Source organism: Nocardiopsis protaetiae (assembly GCF_045446735.1).
Taxonomy (GTDB): domain Bacteria; phylum Actinomycetota; class Actinomycetes; order Streptosporangiales; family Streptosporangiaceae; genus Nocardiopsis; species Nocardiopsis protaetiae.
The window spans coordinates 1-14713 of sequence record NZ_JBJJBV010000176.1 but is presented as its reverse complement, the minus strand read 5'-3'; the positions used below and the strand labels follow the sequence as shown (position 1 = coordinate 14713).

At 75.9% G+C, this 14713-nt stretch carries 10 protein-coding genes; 6 read left to right on the top strand and 4 right to left on the bottom strand.

The annotated features are described in order from the left end of the window. Positions 1-1373 (top strand): septation protein SepH (gene sepH, locus ACJOT3_RS23645; protein ID WP_406975291.1); only part of this gene is annotated, 1373 nt, incomplete at its 5' end. Between the two features lie 423 nt (positions 1374-1796). Next, positions 1797-3191 (top strand): carboxylesterase/lipase family protein, encoded by a 1395-nt coding sequence (locus ACJOT3_RS23640; protein WP_406975290.1) that lies wholly within the window; start codon positions 1797-1799, stop codon positions 3189-3191. A gap of 25 nt (positions 3192-3216) precedes the next feature. On the opposite strand, the gene ACJOT3_RS23635 is transcribed toward ACJOT3_RS23640, so the two are convergent. Then, complete coding sequence (locus ACJOT3_RS23635) at positions 3217-4674, bottom strand: PH domain-containing protein (protein ID WP_406975292.1); 1458 nt, start codon at positions 4672-4674, stop codon at positions 3217-3219. 800 nt (positions 4675-5474) lie between these two features. Next, positions 5475-6050, bottom strand: coding sequence for a PH domain-containing protein (locus tag ACJOT3_RS23630; protein ID WP_406975289.1), 576 nt, complete (start codon positions 6048-6050; stop codon positions 5475-5477). Between the two features lie 154 nt (positions 6051-6204). Here ACJOT3_RS23630 and ACJOT3_RS23625 point away from each other — a divergent pair, with 154 nt between their 5' ends. Both ACJOT3_RS23625 and ACJOT3_RS23620 read left to right on the top strand, forming a co-directional pair. After that, positions 6205-7161: an ATP-binding cassette domain-containing protein gene (locus tag ACJOT3_RS23625; RefSeq protein ID WP_406975288.1), complete on the top strand. Its 957-nt coding sequence runs from the start codon at positions 6205-6207 to the stop codon at positions 7159-7161. Beyond that, the gene (locus ACJOT3_RS23620) at positions 7158-7988 is read left to right on the top strand and encodes an ABC transporter permease (RefSeq protein WP_406975287.1); all 831 of its coding nucleotides are present in this window, start codon (positions 7158-7160) and stop codon (positions 7986-7988) included. Before ACJOT3_RS23625 ends, ACJOT3_RS23620 begins: the two co-directional genes overlap by 4 nt. 341 nt (positions 7989-8329) lie before the next feature. Here ACJOT3_RS23620 and ACJOT3_RS23615 read toward each other — a convergent pair whose 3' ends face one another. Beyond that, positions 8330-10267: an ATP-binding protein gene (locus ACJOT3_RS23615; protein ID WP_406975286.1), complete on the bottom strand. Its 1938-nt coding sequence runs from the start codon at positions 10265-10267 to the stop codon at positions 8330-8332. Positions 10268-10288: 21 nt separating this feature from the next. After that, a complete protein-coding gene (locus ACJOT3_RS23610; RefSeq protein WP_406975285.1) occupies positions 10289-12154 on the bottom strand; it encodes an AfsR/SARP family transcriptional regulator in 1866 nt (621 codons plus the stop codon). Positions 12155-12411: 257 nt separating this feature from the next. On the opposite strand from ACJOT3_RS23610, the gene ACJOT3_RS23605 reads away from it, so the two are divergent. Both ACJOT3_RS23605 and ACJOT3_RS23600 read left to right on the top strand, forming a co-directional pair. After that, positions 12412-13029, top strand: a complete 618-nt coding sequence (locus tag ACJOT3_RS23605) for a YbhB/YbcL family Raf kinase inhibitor-like protein (RefSeq protein WP_406975284.1) — start codon at positions 12412-12414, stop codon at positions 13027-13029. A 343-nt stretch (positions 13030-13372) separates the two neighbouring features. Continuing rightward, positions 13373-14713: hypothetical protein (locus ACJOT3_RS23600; RefSeq protein WP_406975283.1), on the top strand; the 1341-nt coding region annotated here is incomplete at its 3' end.

The window sequence follows — 14713 nt, the reverse complement described above, 5'->3', positions numbered from 1 at the left end:
TGGAGGAGCTGGTCACCCGCCGGATCGGGGCCCACCAGCTGGAGACCGGCGACGCGGTGTGGGACTCCTGGAAGCGCGAGGACCGCACCTGGCAGCTCAAGCTCGTCTTCCTGGACGGCGGCGAGGAACGCGTCGCCCACTGGCTGTACGAGCCCAGACACAACACCGTCACCCCCGCCGACGAGGAGGCCGCCCGGTTCTCCTCGCCGACCCCCGCCCCCTCCCCCACCGCGAACGTGACCCCTTTCGCCCCCCGGCGCGCCGAGGCCGAGGTGCAGCGCCCCTCCGCGCGGTCCGCCCCCGAGCGGGTCGGCGGACTGCGGCGCACCGACGGGCCGCTGGACGACCCGCTGCGGCCGTCCGTGCCGCGCGGCGAGGAGGGCGGCCCGGTTCCGCGGGGCGGCGAGCGGGTGGAGCGGCGCGAGGAGCAGGCCCACCGGTGGACCGACGAACCGCGCGGACACCGCGGGTACGACGCCCCGGCCGCGCGGCCGCAGCAGCCCGCGCCCCGGGACACGGAGCGGTTCGAGACCCGGGAGGCGGAGCGGTTCGAGCCCGCCCCGGAACGGGAGGAGCGTCCCGCGTACCGGGAGGCCGAGCGGGGCGAGCGCGCCCCGGAGCGTTCCGTGCACGGGGAGGCCGAACGCGCCACGGAGCGCACTCACCGCGAGGGGGAGCGCCCTGAGCGCCGGGAGGCGGAGCGCGCCGAGCGATCCGCGTACCGGGACGGGTACGCGGAGTCCGGTCGGCGCGACGAGCGCGAGGGGCACCCCGCTCCGCGGCACGAGGAGCCCGCGGGGCACGGCCGCGCCGAGCGCGAACACGGACACCGGAACGCCGAGCGTGAGCGCGAACACGGACACCGGGACGCCGAGCGTGAGCACGAGCGCGGGCACCGGGACGCCGAGCCGCACACCCCGCGCCGGGACCCGGCCGACGCGCCCGCCCGCCCGGCCTCCCCGGTGTTCGAGGAGGAGCGCGAGCGGTACGACACCACGGCCGCCGATCCGGTCGCGGACCAGGAGCCGGCGCGCCCCCGGGTGCGCCCGGCCGAGCGGCCGCGCACCGCACCGGCCGCGGACGAGCGCCCCGAACAGCGGGAGCGCCCGGCCTGGTCGGCCGCCGCGGACCAGGTGCCGCCCGCGGCGCCCCTGAGCCAGCCCGCGCCGCGCCGCCGCCGGGCCACCATCGACCTCAACGACACCGGGACCCCGCGCCGGGCCGCCGACGCGGCCCCGACCGCGCCCTCGGCGCCGGTCCCGGCCGCCGCGGCGGGCGGGGACCGGCCCGCGCCCAAGCGCAAGGGCCGTGGCCGCCGCGCCTCGGTGCCGTCCTGGGACGAGATCATGTTCGGGGCCAAAAAGGACGAGTGACCGTCCGGGGTTCCGCACGCTTCCCACGGGGACGGCCGCACCCGCGGCCGTCCCCGTCTCCGTGCCAGCGGACCGCATCGGCACGCCGGGGGGCCGGGGCCGCCATGTTCCCATGTCAGCGCCGTGTCAGCGGGCGGCATCAGCGCGCCCCGGGCGGCCACCGCCGTTTGCGTGTCAGCCCCCATGTCAGCCTCGTGTCAGCAGGCCGTGTCAGCGCGCCCCGGACAGCCGAGGCCGGAACTGCACCGTTCCCGTGTCAGCGCCATGTCAGCGGGATGGGCGGCCGGGGCCCTGGTGATCGCCGCCTTCCGGCCGCCGCACCGGCGGCCGGAAGGCGGCGCCGCGGCCGGGCCGCCCGGGGGCGTTCACCGCCGGGAGGCGTACGATCGCCCTGCAGCACGCCATCCCCCGAGGAGACCAGCCATGACGGACGGACCCACCGTGCGGGTCGGAACCGGAGAACTGCGCGGCACCGCCCAAGAAGGGATCGTCCGCCACCTGGGCGTCCCCTACGCGGCGCCGCCCGTCGGGGAGCACCGCTTCGCACCTCCCGCCCCCGCCGCGGCCTGGGAGGGGGTGCGCGACGCCACCGCGTACGGGCCCGGCGCCCCGCAGGCCCCCTACGAGGGCCCGATCGGGGAGATCCTGCCCTCGGTGGACGCCCTGGGCGACGACTACCTGCACGTCAACGTGTGGGCGCCGGAGGGGGCAGAACCCGGTTCGCTGCCGGTGCTGCTGTGGTTCCACGGCGGGGCCCTGGTACGCGGGGCCAACTCCCTGAGCGCCTACGACGGGACCGCCTTCGCCCGCGACGGGATCGTGTTCGTGTCCGCCAACTACCGGCTGGGGTCGGAGGGGTTCTCCGTGCTGGAGGGCGCCCCGCTCAACCTGGGGCTGGCCGACCAGCTGGCCGCGCTGCGCTGGGTGCGGCGGGAGATCGCCGCGTTCGGCGGCGACCCCGGGCGGATCACCGTCGCCGGGCAGTCCGCCGGGGCGGGCACCACCGCCGCGCTGATCGCCCACCCCGAGGCCGGGCGGCTGGTGCGGCGGGCGATCGTCCAGAGCGGGCCGCTGACCGCCGCCACCCCCGACCGGGCCGGCCGGATCACCCGGCTCATCGCCCGGGACCTGGGCATCCCCGCCACCCGGGACGCCTTCGCCGGGGTGGAGCCCAAGGACCTGGTCACCGCCCAGCACCGGGCGATGGCCGCGGGCGACCCGCTGACCGGCGGCCCCGCGTTCGCCCTGGCCGTGGACGGCGACCTGGTACCGCGCTCCCCCTACGACGCGCTGCGCGCGGGCGCCGCCGACCACCTGGACCTGCTCATGGGCACCACCCTGGAGGAGCACCGGCTGTGGCTGGCCCCCACCGGCGCCGACCGCGACCTGGGGTGGCCGCTGCTGGCCCTGGGGGCGCTACGGTTCGGGGTGGGCCCGGGGACCCTGCGGCGGCTCCGGGCGCGCCGGCCCGGGATGGGCACCGGGATGCTGGCGGGGGCGCTCATCGGCGAGGTGGTGCTGGAGCGGCCGGTGCGTCGGGTGGCGCGGGCGCGCGCCGACCGGGGCGCGGCCTCGCACGTGTACGGGTTCGGCTGGCGCAGTCCGGTCGCGGGCCTGGGCGCGGCGCACTGCATGGAGCTGCCGTTCGTGTTCGACCGGCTGGGCACCCCCGGCGCCCTGGCCCTGACCGGCCCGGGCGCCCCCGCCGGACTGGCGGAGAGGACGCACCGGGCCTGGGTGGACTTCGTCCGCGACGGCGACCCCGGCTGGCCGTCCTGGGCCGAGCGGGCGCGGCCCCACGTCCTGGACGCCGGCTGACCCAACGCGGACCGGCCCCGCCCGGTCAGGGGCGCGGGTCGGCCAGGAACGGGCGGACCATGTCCGGGGTGATCTGGGCCGCGAAGGCCACCGACTCCTCGAAGGAGGCGTCCCCCGCGGTGTAGCCGCCGGCGCCCGCGCCCACGGTCACCTGGAGGTCGGCCAGGCCCGGGCGGCGCTGGAACAGGGTCTGGCTCCACGTCCAGCCGATCACCGCCGACCGCTCCACCGTGGCCTGGGAGCGGGACAGCGAACCCGAGCGGACGCTCACCCGCTCCCCGTCGTGGCCGTGCCCCAGGGACCGGTAGCGGTCCACGCCCAGGGGCACCCCGGCGACCGTCAGCACCAGGGCCAGGGCGATGGCCCAGCCGGGGGCGAACGCGATGGCCAGGGCCAGTGCCAGCGCGGGCGGGCCCACCGAACGCACCAGGCGGCGGCGCAGGGCGGCCCGCGGGTGGCGGCGCAGCGTTCCGGTGTAGCGGCCCAGGGCGTGGTCCACGACCTCCTCGACCCGGGCGCGCGGGCCGATCGGCAGCAGCACCGAGCGGCCCGCCGTGTCGCCCAGCCCGGTGACGATCGCGCGCAGGCGCACCGCGCCGCGCAGCCGCTCCAGGGGGTTGTCCAGCAGCTCGTACCCGCGGATGCGGCGCTTCTCCAGGGTGACGCTGCGGCGGGTGAACAGCCCGCGTTCGGCCACCAGGGAGCCGTCGCGCTCGCGCAGGGTGAAACCCCAGTGGGTGAAGGCGTAGGAGACCACGGCGAACACCGGCATGAGCAGCACGATCACCACGGCGGCCGCGGCGGCGACCATCACCAGGCCGCTGCGCTCGGAGTCCTGCACCCAGTCGATGAACGCGTCCGTGGCCCACTCCCCGGCGGTCTGCTGGACCGCGCCGAACAGGGCGGACAGCACCGCGAACGGGGTGAGCAGGTAGCCCAGGCTCAGCGCGCCGTACAGGTACCACGAGCGGGGGATGACGAAGTGGACGGTGCCCGCCTCGACGGCCGGGTCCTCAGCGGGGGCGTGTCCGTCCTCGGCGGGGGCGCCGTCGTCCGCCTCGGCCCGCCCGACCAGCACCGCCCGGCGGTGCAGCAGCACCCGGCGCAGCCGCTCGGCCTCGGCGGTGTCCACGGCGTCGAGCTTGCCGTCCTCGCTGCCGCCCGCCGACCCGGCCGCCGCCTCGATGCGCACCACCGCCACACCCAGGATCCGGTGCAGAAGGGTGCTGGTGACGTCCACGCCCCGGATGCGTTCGAGCGGGATGGTGCGCCGGGACCGGCTCAGCAGGCCCTTGCGGATCTCCAGGTGGTCCTGGGCCACCTCGTACCTCGTGGTCCGCCAGGTGACGAAGCCGCCGACGAGCAGGCCGACCACACCCGCACCGGCCGCGCCCAGCACCCACGGGTTGAACCCGCCCACGACCAGGCCCGCGATGATGGGCAGCAGCAGGCCGCGCAGCTGGTTGACGGGCCCCACGACCATGGTCCGGGGACTCAGCCTGCGCACCCGCCCCGCCTCGAACCCCGGGGCGCCCGCCGCCCCACTCGGCCCCTCATCCCCCGGTGCACCAGGCACAGAGGCCTCATGCCCCCGTCCGGCCGCATCCGCCCCTGGCGGCACACCTGGCATACCCACCTCGGCAGGCGAGGCCCGCTCGGCGGCGACGGCAGTCCCATCGGGCCCATCCGCCACTATGGGTGCAGCACCCCCCGTGGACCCGGGTGCCCCTCCTGAGACGTCGGACCCAGGGGAACCAGGCGTCTCCTTGAACCCATCCGTCCCCGAAGTCACCGGCCCCTCGGCCGCCCCGGTCCGCTCATCGGCCCCGGAGACCTCGGCCGTCCCTCCCAGCGCATCCGCCGTAGAGGACGCACCACTCCCCGTAGCATCAGGCGCCTCTTCCGGCGCACCGGCCTCGGAGGAGGCGGGCGCCTCCTCGGGCGCCTCCGGTCCCGGGTGAGCCGTGCCCGTACCGGACGGCGCGGTGGCCGCGGCATCGGCACCGACGACGACCTCGGACCCATCCTCCTCGGCGGGCTCAGGCCCCTCGACCGCCTCGGGCACCTCCCCTGACGCACCGGCCTCAGAATCCTCGGACGGCTCTTCTCGCGCGTCCGGGGTGGTGGGCGCGGCATCGCCGTCGGCGGGCGCAGGTGTGTCCGGGTGGGTGGGCGCAGGGGTTCCGGTGGCCGCGGTGGCAGGCACATCCGGGGCGGCGGGCTCGGCACCGGCGTCGGAGGCGGGGATGGGCGGTGTCGTGCGGTCGTCGTCGGGGGTGTCCGTCATGTGGCATCGTCCCGCAGCGTTCCGGCGCGCACGGCCAGCCGTTCGCTCAGCCCGCGCGCCTCGTCGGCGTCCAGCCCCTCGATGGTCGACGACCCGGCGTAGGAGGCCGTCTGCACTTCCAGGGTCGCCACCGAGAAGAGGCGCTCCAGCCACCCCTGGGTGTGGTCGACCGTCTGCAGGCGGCTCACCGGCACCAGCTGCCAGGTCCGGCTCACCCACCCCGCGCGTGTGTAGATGACGTCCTCGGTCACCTCCCAGCGGTGCACCCGGTAGCGCCAGGACGGCACGATCGCCACCCGGAGCAGGGCGTACACGCCGTAGACGACGGGTACGAACGGGGCGTACTCGCGTACCCAGGCGGGCGGCCAGGCCCATCCGAGGGAGGTCAGCGCCCACGCGGCCGCGCTCAACAGTGCCGTGAGGACCAGGCCTCCCACCAGCAGGCGTACCGTCCAGACGCCGATCGCGCGCCTGCTCACCCTGCGTTCCGGCGGCCGCAGCCCGGCCGTGGGCGCCGGGTCCGGCGGGGAGGGATCCAGTGGAGGGTCGGGCGGGGTGTCGTTCACGGACACGAGTCTAGGGCCGCCCCGGGCCCGTGATCCCCTGTGCGCCCGGCGGTTCCGAACAGCTGATGTCAGCGATATGTAGGCGGCGCGACCCCGCATGTCAGCGTTCTGTCAGGGGCGCCGACGAGACTGGACGTCGAACATGCGAGCGGAGGAACTGATGACAGACGCCATACGCGCGGAGGGTCTGGTCAAAGAGTTCAAGGGCAAGCGCGCCCTGGACGGGGTGGACCTGACCGCCAGGACGGGGGCCGTGCTGGGTGTCCTGGGCCCCAACGGCTCCGGCAAGACCACGACGGTACGCATCCTGACCACCCTGCTGCGGCCGGACGCCGGGCACGCCGAGGTCGCCGGGTTCGACGTGGTGCGCGAGCCGCACGAGGTCCGCCGGCTGATCGGCCTCACCGGCCAGTACGCCGCGGTCGACGACGAGCTGACCGGCGTGCAGAACCTGGTGCTGATCGCCCGCCTGCTGGGCTTCGACCGGGCCGGGGCCCGCACCCGGGCGGACGAGCTGCTGGAGCGGTTCGCGCTGTCCGACGCCGGCGGCCGCCCCGCCAAGACCTACTCGGGGGGCATGCGCCGCCGCCTGGACCTGGCCGCGAGCCTGGTCGGCCGACCGGCCCTGCTGTACCTGGACGAGCCGACGACCGGCCTGGACCCGCGCAGCCGCAACGACCTGTGGGACGTGGTCCGCGACCTGGTCGGCGACGGGGTCACCGTCCTGCTCACCACCCAGTACCTGGAGGAGGCCGACCGGCTCGCCGACGACCTGCTGGTGCTCGACCACGGCCGGGTCATCAGCCGAGGCACCCCGGAGGAGCTGAAGAACCGGACCGGCGGCCAGGTGCTGGAACTGCGCACCGTCGAGGCCGGTCAGCTGCCGCTGGCCACCAAGATCATCGAGGCGGTCACCAGCACCCCGGTCACCCGGGACGACCTGGTGGCCAGCGTGCCCGTCACCGACGCGGGCGTGCTGCCCGAGGTGGTGCGCCGCCTGGACGAGCAGGGGGTGGCCGTCGCCGAGCTGTCCCTGCGCAAGCCCAGCCTGGACGAGGTGTTCCTGGCCCTGACCGGGCACACCGCCGAGAGCGAGACCGAGGAGGCGGCCGTATGAGCGCCGTGACGACAAGGGAGAGATCGGCGCAGGGCGGGGCCGTGGCCCACGTTCCCCGGCACATCACACCGCTGACCACCGTCCGCAACGGGCTCCAGCTGGCCTGGCGCAGCGTCCTGAAGATCAAGGCCAACCCGGAGGAGGTCTTCGGGCTCATCCTCCAGCCGGTCATGTTCGTGACGCTGTTCGTGTTCGTGTTCGGACAGGCGCTCATGGGCGACTGGCAGGCCTACCGGGACTTCCTCATGCCCGGCATCGTGGCGCAGTCGGTCATCTTCGCGACGCTGGGCACCGGGTTCGCGCTGAGCCAGGACGTGGAGAAGGGGATCTTCGACCGGTTCCGCTCACTGCCCATCGCGCGGTCGGCCCCGCTGATCGGCGCCATCCTGGGCGACCTGGTGCGGTACACGATCACGGTGGTGATGGTGCTGCTGGTCGGCGTGGTCATCGGGTTCCGCCCCGAGGGCGGCCTGGTGGGCGTGCTCGCCGCCGGGGCGCTGGTGCTGCTGTTCGCGTTCGCCCTGTGCTGGATGTCGGCGTTCGTGGGCATGATCGTGCGCACCCCGATGGCGGTGCAGGCGTTCGGGATGATCCTGATGTTCCCGCTGACGTTCGCCAGCTCGGCGTTCGTCGACCCCGACAGCATGCCGTCCTGGCTGCGGGTGATCGCCGCGAACAACCCGGTGACGCACATCGTGGACGCCATGCGCGGGCTGATGCTCGGCGGCGACGTCGCCGGGCCGGTGATGTGGACGCTGGTGTGGGCGGCGATCATCACCGCGGTGTTCTTCCCACCCGCGGTGTGGGCCTACCGGCGCCGCACCTGAACCACGCCCCCGGACGGCAACGGCCGGCACCCGGTGGCCCGGGGCCTCCCCCGGACCGCCGGGCAGCGTGCCGCGACGAGGACCGACCGCCGAAGATGTCCCGCCGCCGACCCAACCGTCGGCCCCGGCACACCACACCCGTACGGCCGCGCCCCGGCAGAAAGCCGGTGCTGTTCTCCCGCGCCGGCTCCCTGCCCGGGCAGGAGAACCACGCCGCACCGGGCAACGGCGCGGTGCCCGGACGGGACAGAGGCCGGGACAGAGATTCAGTGGGGGCCGGTGCGGGGGAACCGTGCGGCACCGGCCCTCGGCCACCGAAAGCGGCGGGCCGGAGCGGCTGCTCAACGGCGGTCGGGCGGGACCTCCTCCGGGACGGTCTCGGCCAACCAGCGGGCGGAGACGTCGAGTGCCTCGTCCGGGGCCAGAGCCGCGGCCTCCTCGACCAGGCAGGCGTACTCCTCGGCGCCGAGCTTGTCGCGGAGGCGTTCTGCGGTGTGCCGCACGGACGGGTCGGTGGTACCGGCGACGCCGCGCAGCGCCCACGCCCACCCGATCAACCGGGCCGACAGATGCGGCTCCTCCTCCGCCGACACGGCCGCCAGGACCTCCAGCAGCTCCGCCCGGATCGGCCCCATGGCACCGGCGACACTCCACCAGGACCGCGCCGCCTCCCGCCGGGCCCGTTCCGGATCGCCCTCGTCCCAGGCGAGGGTCGCCGCCAGCGCACACGCCCCGACCTCGACGTAAGCGGGCGCGAACCCGCCGAGCGTCTCCATCATCGACTGGATCCGCTCCACCAGGGCCCGGGCCCGGGCGAGGTCGCCCGCCTGGCGCTCCCACTGCGCCTCGGCCAGCAGCGCCAGCACGGCGTGCTCCGGCTGGGCGGGGCGGCCCCGCGCAGCCAGCAGGTCCAGCTCGGCGCGGGCCCGCGCCGGATCCCCGGCGGCGATGAGGATCTGGACGCGGCGGACCCGGAACACCGTCGCCATGCTCTCCAGGCCGTGGGCCTCGGACAGGGCCACCGCCTCCCCCAGCAGTTCCTCGCAGCGTTCCAGGTCGTCGAAGCGGCGGGAGTCCACCACCTGGGCGAGCGCCTGGCACACACCCCAGGCGTCACCGATGGCGCGGAACTCCTCCAGCGCCGTCTCCGCCCCCGCCAGGGCCGCCTCGGAGCGGCCGCCGAGCGTGTCGATCAACGACAGCAGGATGCGCACCATGGCCCGCATCCACGGGTCGGGCTGTTCCAGGGCACGGACGATCCTGCCCCGGGCCCGCCCCGGCTCGTCCTCCGTCATCGCCTGGTACATCAGGCAGTAGATGAGCAGGGGGTGCTCCTCCGGCAGGCGGCCCTCCGCGGCGAGCACCTCCTCGATGGCCCGGACATGGCCCTGGACGTCGTTGAGGGAGTCCGTGGTGGCCGCCGCCCGGTGGAACAGGCAGGCGGCACGGGCCACCGCGCGGCCCGGCGGAACCTCCTCACCCATGAGGTCCAGGGCCTGCCCGGCCCAGCGGGCGAGCGGCTCCCAGGAGTCGCTCAGGGTCCAGTACCACTGGGAGTACTCGATGAGGTCCAGGACGAGGGGGACGTCGCGGCGCTCCACCGCCCACCGCATCGCCGCGGCGAAGCCGTCGTTCTCGTCGTGCAGGCGGGCGATCACCTCACCCTGGCGGGGGCCGCGCAGCAGCGGGTCGGCCGCCCTCCACAGGTCGCGGACGCGGTGGGCGTGGGCGTCCCGGACGGCCTCGGCCTCCCCGGCGTCGGCCAGGCGTTCGGCGGCGTAGGCGCGGACGGTCTCCAGCAGCCGGTAGCGGGGCGGGGCGTCGGCGCGGCGCGGTTCTTCGGCGATCACCAGGGATTTGTCGACCAGGGCGAACAGAACGGTCCACACGTCGTGCCCGGCGACGGTGCCGGGGGTGTCGGGGTCGGGATCGGCGCAGACGTGCTCCACCGATTCCAGGTCCGCGCCCCCGGCGAACACCGACAGGCGCCGCAGCAGTCGGCGCTCGGCCTCGTCCAGCAGGTCCCAGCTCCAGTCGACGACGGCGCGCAGGGTGCTGTGCCGCGGCGTGCGGCGGACGCCGCCGCCCAGCAGGCGGAAGCGGTCGTCGAGCCGGTCGGCGAGCTGGGCGGGGGTCATCGCGCGCAGGCGTGCGGCCGCCAGCTCCAGGGCCAGCGGCATGCCGTCCAGGGCGCGGACGATGCGCACGACGTGGGGGGCGTTGTCGTCGGTGATCTCGAAGCCCGGGCGGACCGCGCGGGCGCGCTCGGTGAACAGCACGACGGAGGAGGCGGCCGCGGCCTAGGCGGCCCGGGAGTGCTCGGCGGGCAGGGGCAGGGAGGGGACGGGCAGGAGGTGCTCGCCGGGGGTGCCCAGGGGCTCGCGGGAGGTGGCCAGGACGCGCAGGCGCGGGCACCGCGCCAGCAGGTGCGTGGCCAGGCGGGCGGCGTCGTCGACGAGGTGCTCGCAGTTGTCCAGGACCAGGAGCACGGGGTGGTCGGCGATGAACGCGGCGATGCGCTCGGCGGGCGGCGGCGGTGGGACGGAGCGGGCCTGGAGGAGGGCGTGCTCGCGCAGCCCCAGGGTGTCGGCGACGGCCTCGGCCAGTGAGGCGCCCTCGGTGAGGGGGGCGAGTTCGACGAACCAGGCGCCGCGGGACGACAGGTCGGGGTGCCCGGCGGCGAAGGCGGTGGCGCCCTCGACGGCCAGCCGGGTCTTGCCCGCACCGCCCGGGCCGAGCAGGGTGACCAGGCGGCCGAGGGCGAGCAGGTCGACGGCGACGCCGACCTCGGCCCGCGGCACGAACCCGGTAAGCGGCACCGGCAGGTGCAACGGCACCCCGCCCGGCTCCCCCGACGCCCCGTGGCCGCCGTCCCCCGCAGGCAGGTCGGCCGAGGTGGGAGTCGCCGCAGGCCAATCGGCCGAGGTGGAAGCCGCCCTGGGCCGGTCGACCGGTGTAGGAGCCGCCGCAGGCCGGTCGGCCAAGGTAGAAGCCGCCCCGGGCCGGTCAACCGGTGTAGGAGCCGCCGCAGACCGGTCGACCGGGGTGGGAGCCGCCCCGGGCCGGTCAACCGGTGTAGGAGTCCCCGCAGACCGGTCGGCCGAGGTGGGAGTCCCCGCAGGCCAATCGGCCGGGATGGGAGCCGCCGTGGTGCCGTCGCCACGCCGGGAGGGGGCCGCGGCGTCCTCGGACCCGGCCGTCTCCGTGGGCACGGCGGGCCTCGCGGCATCGGCCTCTCCCCGGGCCGATGCGGTGCCGTCACCGAATCCGGGGAAGGCCGCGGCTCCCTCGGCCCCGGGGTCGGTGTCGGTCGGTGCCGGTGTCGTACCCGGGGCCGCAGGGGCCCCAAGGGCCGAGGTACCCGGGCGAGTGGACGGCGGGGCGGTGTCGTCCGCCCCGAGCTTCCCGGAGCCGCCCGGGGCGGGGGTGGAGAGTCGGCCGCGGAGCAGGCGCAGGTGGACGTCCTCCAGGTGCGGGGAGGGGTCCAGGCCCAGGTCGTCGGCGAGGCGGGCGCGGAAGAGCTCGTAGGCCGCCAGCGCCTCCGCGGTGCGCCCCGCCGCGGCCAGGGCGTGCAGCAGCAGCTCCACCGGGCGCTCCCGGTGCGGCTCGACCTCGGCCAGGGCCTCGGCCTCGGCCACCGCGTCGGCGGTGCGCCCCAGGTCGAGCAGGGCGGCCAGCCGCTCCTCCCGGGCGGTCAGGTGCGTCTGGCCCAGGCGGGCGGCGACGCCCCCCGCCAGCCCCTGCGCGGTCAGGTCCACCAGGGCCGGGCCCCGCCACAGCCCCAGCGCGCGCTCCAGGTCGGCCAGCGCCGGGGCGGGCCGGCCGGCCGCGCGGTGGCCGCGGCCCGCGCGCACCAGCTCCTCGAACACGCACAGGTCGACCCGGTCCGGTGCCACGTCCAGCCGGTACCCCTCCGGTCCGCCCTCCACCACGGCCCCGGCGGCCAGTGTCCGGCGCAGCCGGGACACCAGCGCCTGTAGGGCGTTGGCCGGCCCGGCCGGTGGGGCGCCGGACCACACGGATTCGAGGAGGTGGTCGGAGGCCACCCACTGTCCGGGACGGAGCAGCAGCAGACCCAGGAGGGTGCGCAACCGGGCACCACCGATGGTCACGGGCTCCCCGGAGGCGTCGTGCACCAGCAGGGGGCCGAGAATGGAGAACCGCACCCCTCCATCATGGCCCCCCGGGGGCGGTGGGGAGGTGTTGTCCACAGGGCCGATTCGGGCGTGACGTGCCGCCCCGGACGGGTCGGGTCCGCAGTAAGGTTCGCTGAGGAGCGTGCGCGGGTGTTCGCGCACGTCCCCTTCGCCGCGCCCGGCGCCGGGACCGTTCCGGCACACCGCGCCGCGGCCGTTTCCGTCCTGCGGGGCGCCCCGTCCCTACGGCGTTCCGCGCTTTTCCAGAGTCCAGCAGGAGTCCCACATTGTTCCCGGCCCTCCCTTCCCTCCGGACGACCGGGGCGCGCCGTGCGCCCCGCCCCTCCCCCGGCGCGCTCACCGGCGCTCTGGTGGCGGGGGCGGCGTTGACGCTGACCACCGGCTGCGGCCTGTTCGCCCCCGGACAGAACGGGGACATGCCCGACGACATCAACGTGGTCAGCCCGTTGATGCAGGAGGGCCGCCCGCTGCCCGACGCCTACACCTGCGTCGGTTCCGAGCCGGGTGAGGACGGCGAGCGCGAGACGTACTCGCCGCCGCTGAGCTGGTCGGGGTTGCCCGAGGACACGGCGTCCCTGGCGCTGGTGGTGGACGACCCCGAGGCCGCCGAGGTGTTCTGGGTGCTCTTCGACCTGGACCCGCAGTCGGGCGAGCTGCGGCAGAACACGGTTCCCGCGGACGCCCGCCAGGGTCTCAACAGCGCGGGTGAGGCCGCCTACGACCCGCCCTGCCCGGAGGAGGACGACCCGCACGGTTACCGGTTCACGCTGTACGCGCTGAACGGTCCGCTGGACCTGCCCGAGGGCGCGGAGCTGTCGTCGACGCTGGAGGCGATCGCCGACCGCGCGATCGCGCGGGGGTCCCTGGTCACCGGCACGGAGTGATCCGGGTCATAATGAGCAGAACATCCCGGGTTACCCGCAGGTAGCCCGGGATGGCCCGTGTTTTCCCGATTCCCTGAGGAAGCTCCCATCGCCCTCTGCACACAGGGCGCGACAGCGCATACAGTGGGGCAGTGCCCCTCGCCCCTTTTCAGATGACCGTTATCCGTCCACTCGCCGCGCGGCACGCTGACCTGAGACCGCACAGGAGTCGCCTGCACCCCGCCCGCTCCGCAGGCCACCCCTTGACGGGCCCAGGCGGTCGCCGCCCCGCTCTGACCGGCCCGGGACCGTCCCCGGAGGAATCCGGGTGTGCGGCCGACCTCCCCAAGGTAGTGCGAACACCATGACCCTCACCGTCATCATCATCGCCATCGTCGTCGTGCTGGCCGTGCTGCTGCTCCTGCTGCTGGGCATGCGCGCGCTCAACCTGGGATCGCGCGACGACGGCTACGAGGACGACTACGAATACGACGAGGCCGACGACGAGGGGCGCGAGGCGGATCCGGGGGACGGCGGGGACGGCGACCACGACGACGCCCCGCGCGGCCGCGGACGGCGCCCGGCCGGGCGGACGGAACGGCGCCCCAAGCCCAAGTCCAAGCCCCGGCGCAACAAGCGCGAGGTCGACTGGGACGACGACGAGGACGGCGGCTTCTGGTCGAGCCTGGGCGACGACGACGGCGAACGCGGAGGCGGGGGCCGCGGCCGGGACGACCGGGACGACCGCGAGGACGACCGGGCTCCCAGCGTCACCCAGTACGAGTACGAGGACGACTACGAGGACTACGAGGACGAGCCGGCCGGCGCGCCCGGGGCCACCACGATCCTGCCGCGCGCGACCGGCACCCCCGACCCGTCCGCGGACCTCGCGATGCTGGCCAGCCTGGGCCGCAACGACGACGGCCCGGCGCCCAACGACGGCCGGGCCCTGCCGCCGCGCCCCGAGCGCGCCGAGCTGCCGCCCACCCGCGAGCCCGCCCCGGCGGCCCCGCCCGCGCCCGTGGCGCAGGAGGACGACCCGCTGAGCTCCAGTTCGTGGAACGTGCGCACCACCCCGGCGCCGGGCTCACCGTCCCTGGCCGACCGGCTGACCGCACCCCACGCCGATCCGCTCGGCGACCCCCTGGGGTCCACCGGTCCGATCCGCGACCCGCTGGGCGCGCCGTCGGCGAGCGGCGCGACCCCGGCACCGGGCGGTGCCCCTTACACGCCGTCGACGCCCTCCCCGTCCCCGTCCTCCTATGACTATGACGGCGGCACGGGCGGGCGCGGGCGCATCGGCGACCCGGATCCGCTGGGCGGCGGGTTCCGCGGGGCCCCCTCGTCGGGCTCCGACGTGGGATCGCCGATCTGGTCGAGCATGGACACCGGCTCCCACCAGCGCCCGACGGGCGGCTACGGCGCCGGTCCGGGCACGCCCGGCGACCCGCTGAGCGGCGGGTACCCCGCCCCGGGGCGGCCCGACCCGCTGTCGGGTCCTGGGACGCACGGCCGCCCGGACCGTTCCGCCTACGACAGCGGCAGCCACTCGCGGTCGGACTACGGCGCGCCGCAGCGACCCGAGTACGAGACCGGCGACCACACCCGCCCCTCCTACGACACCGGGTCCTACACCCGACCCGAATACGACACCGGCACCCACAGCCGACCCACCTACCCCGGCACCGGCGCATCTCCCTACGAC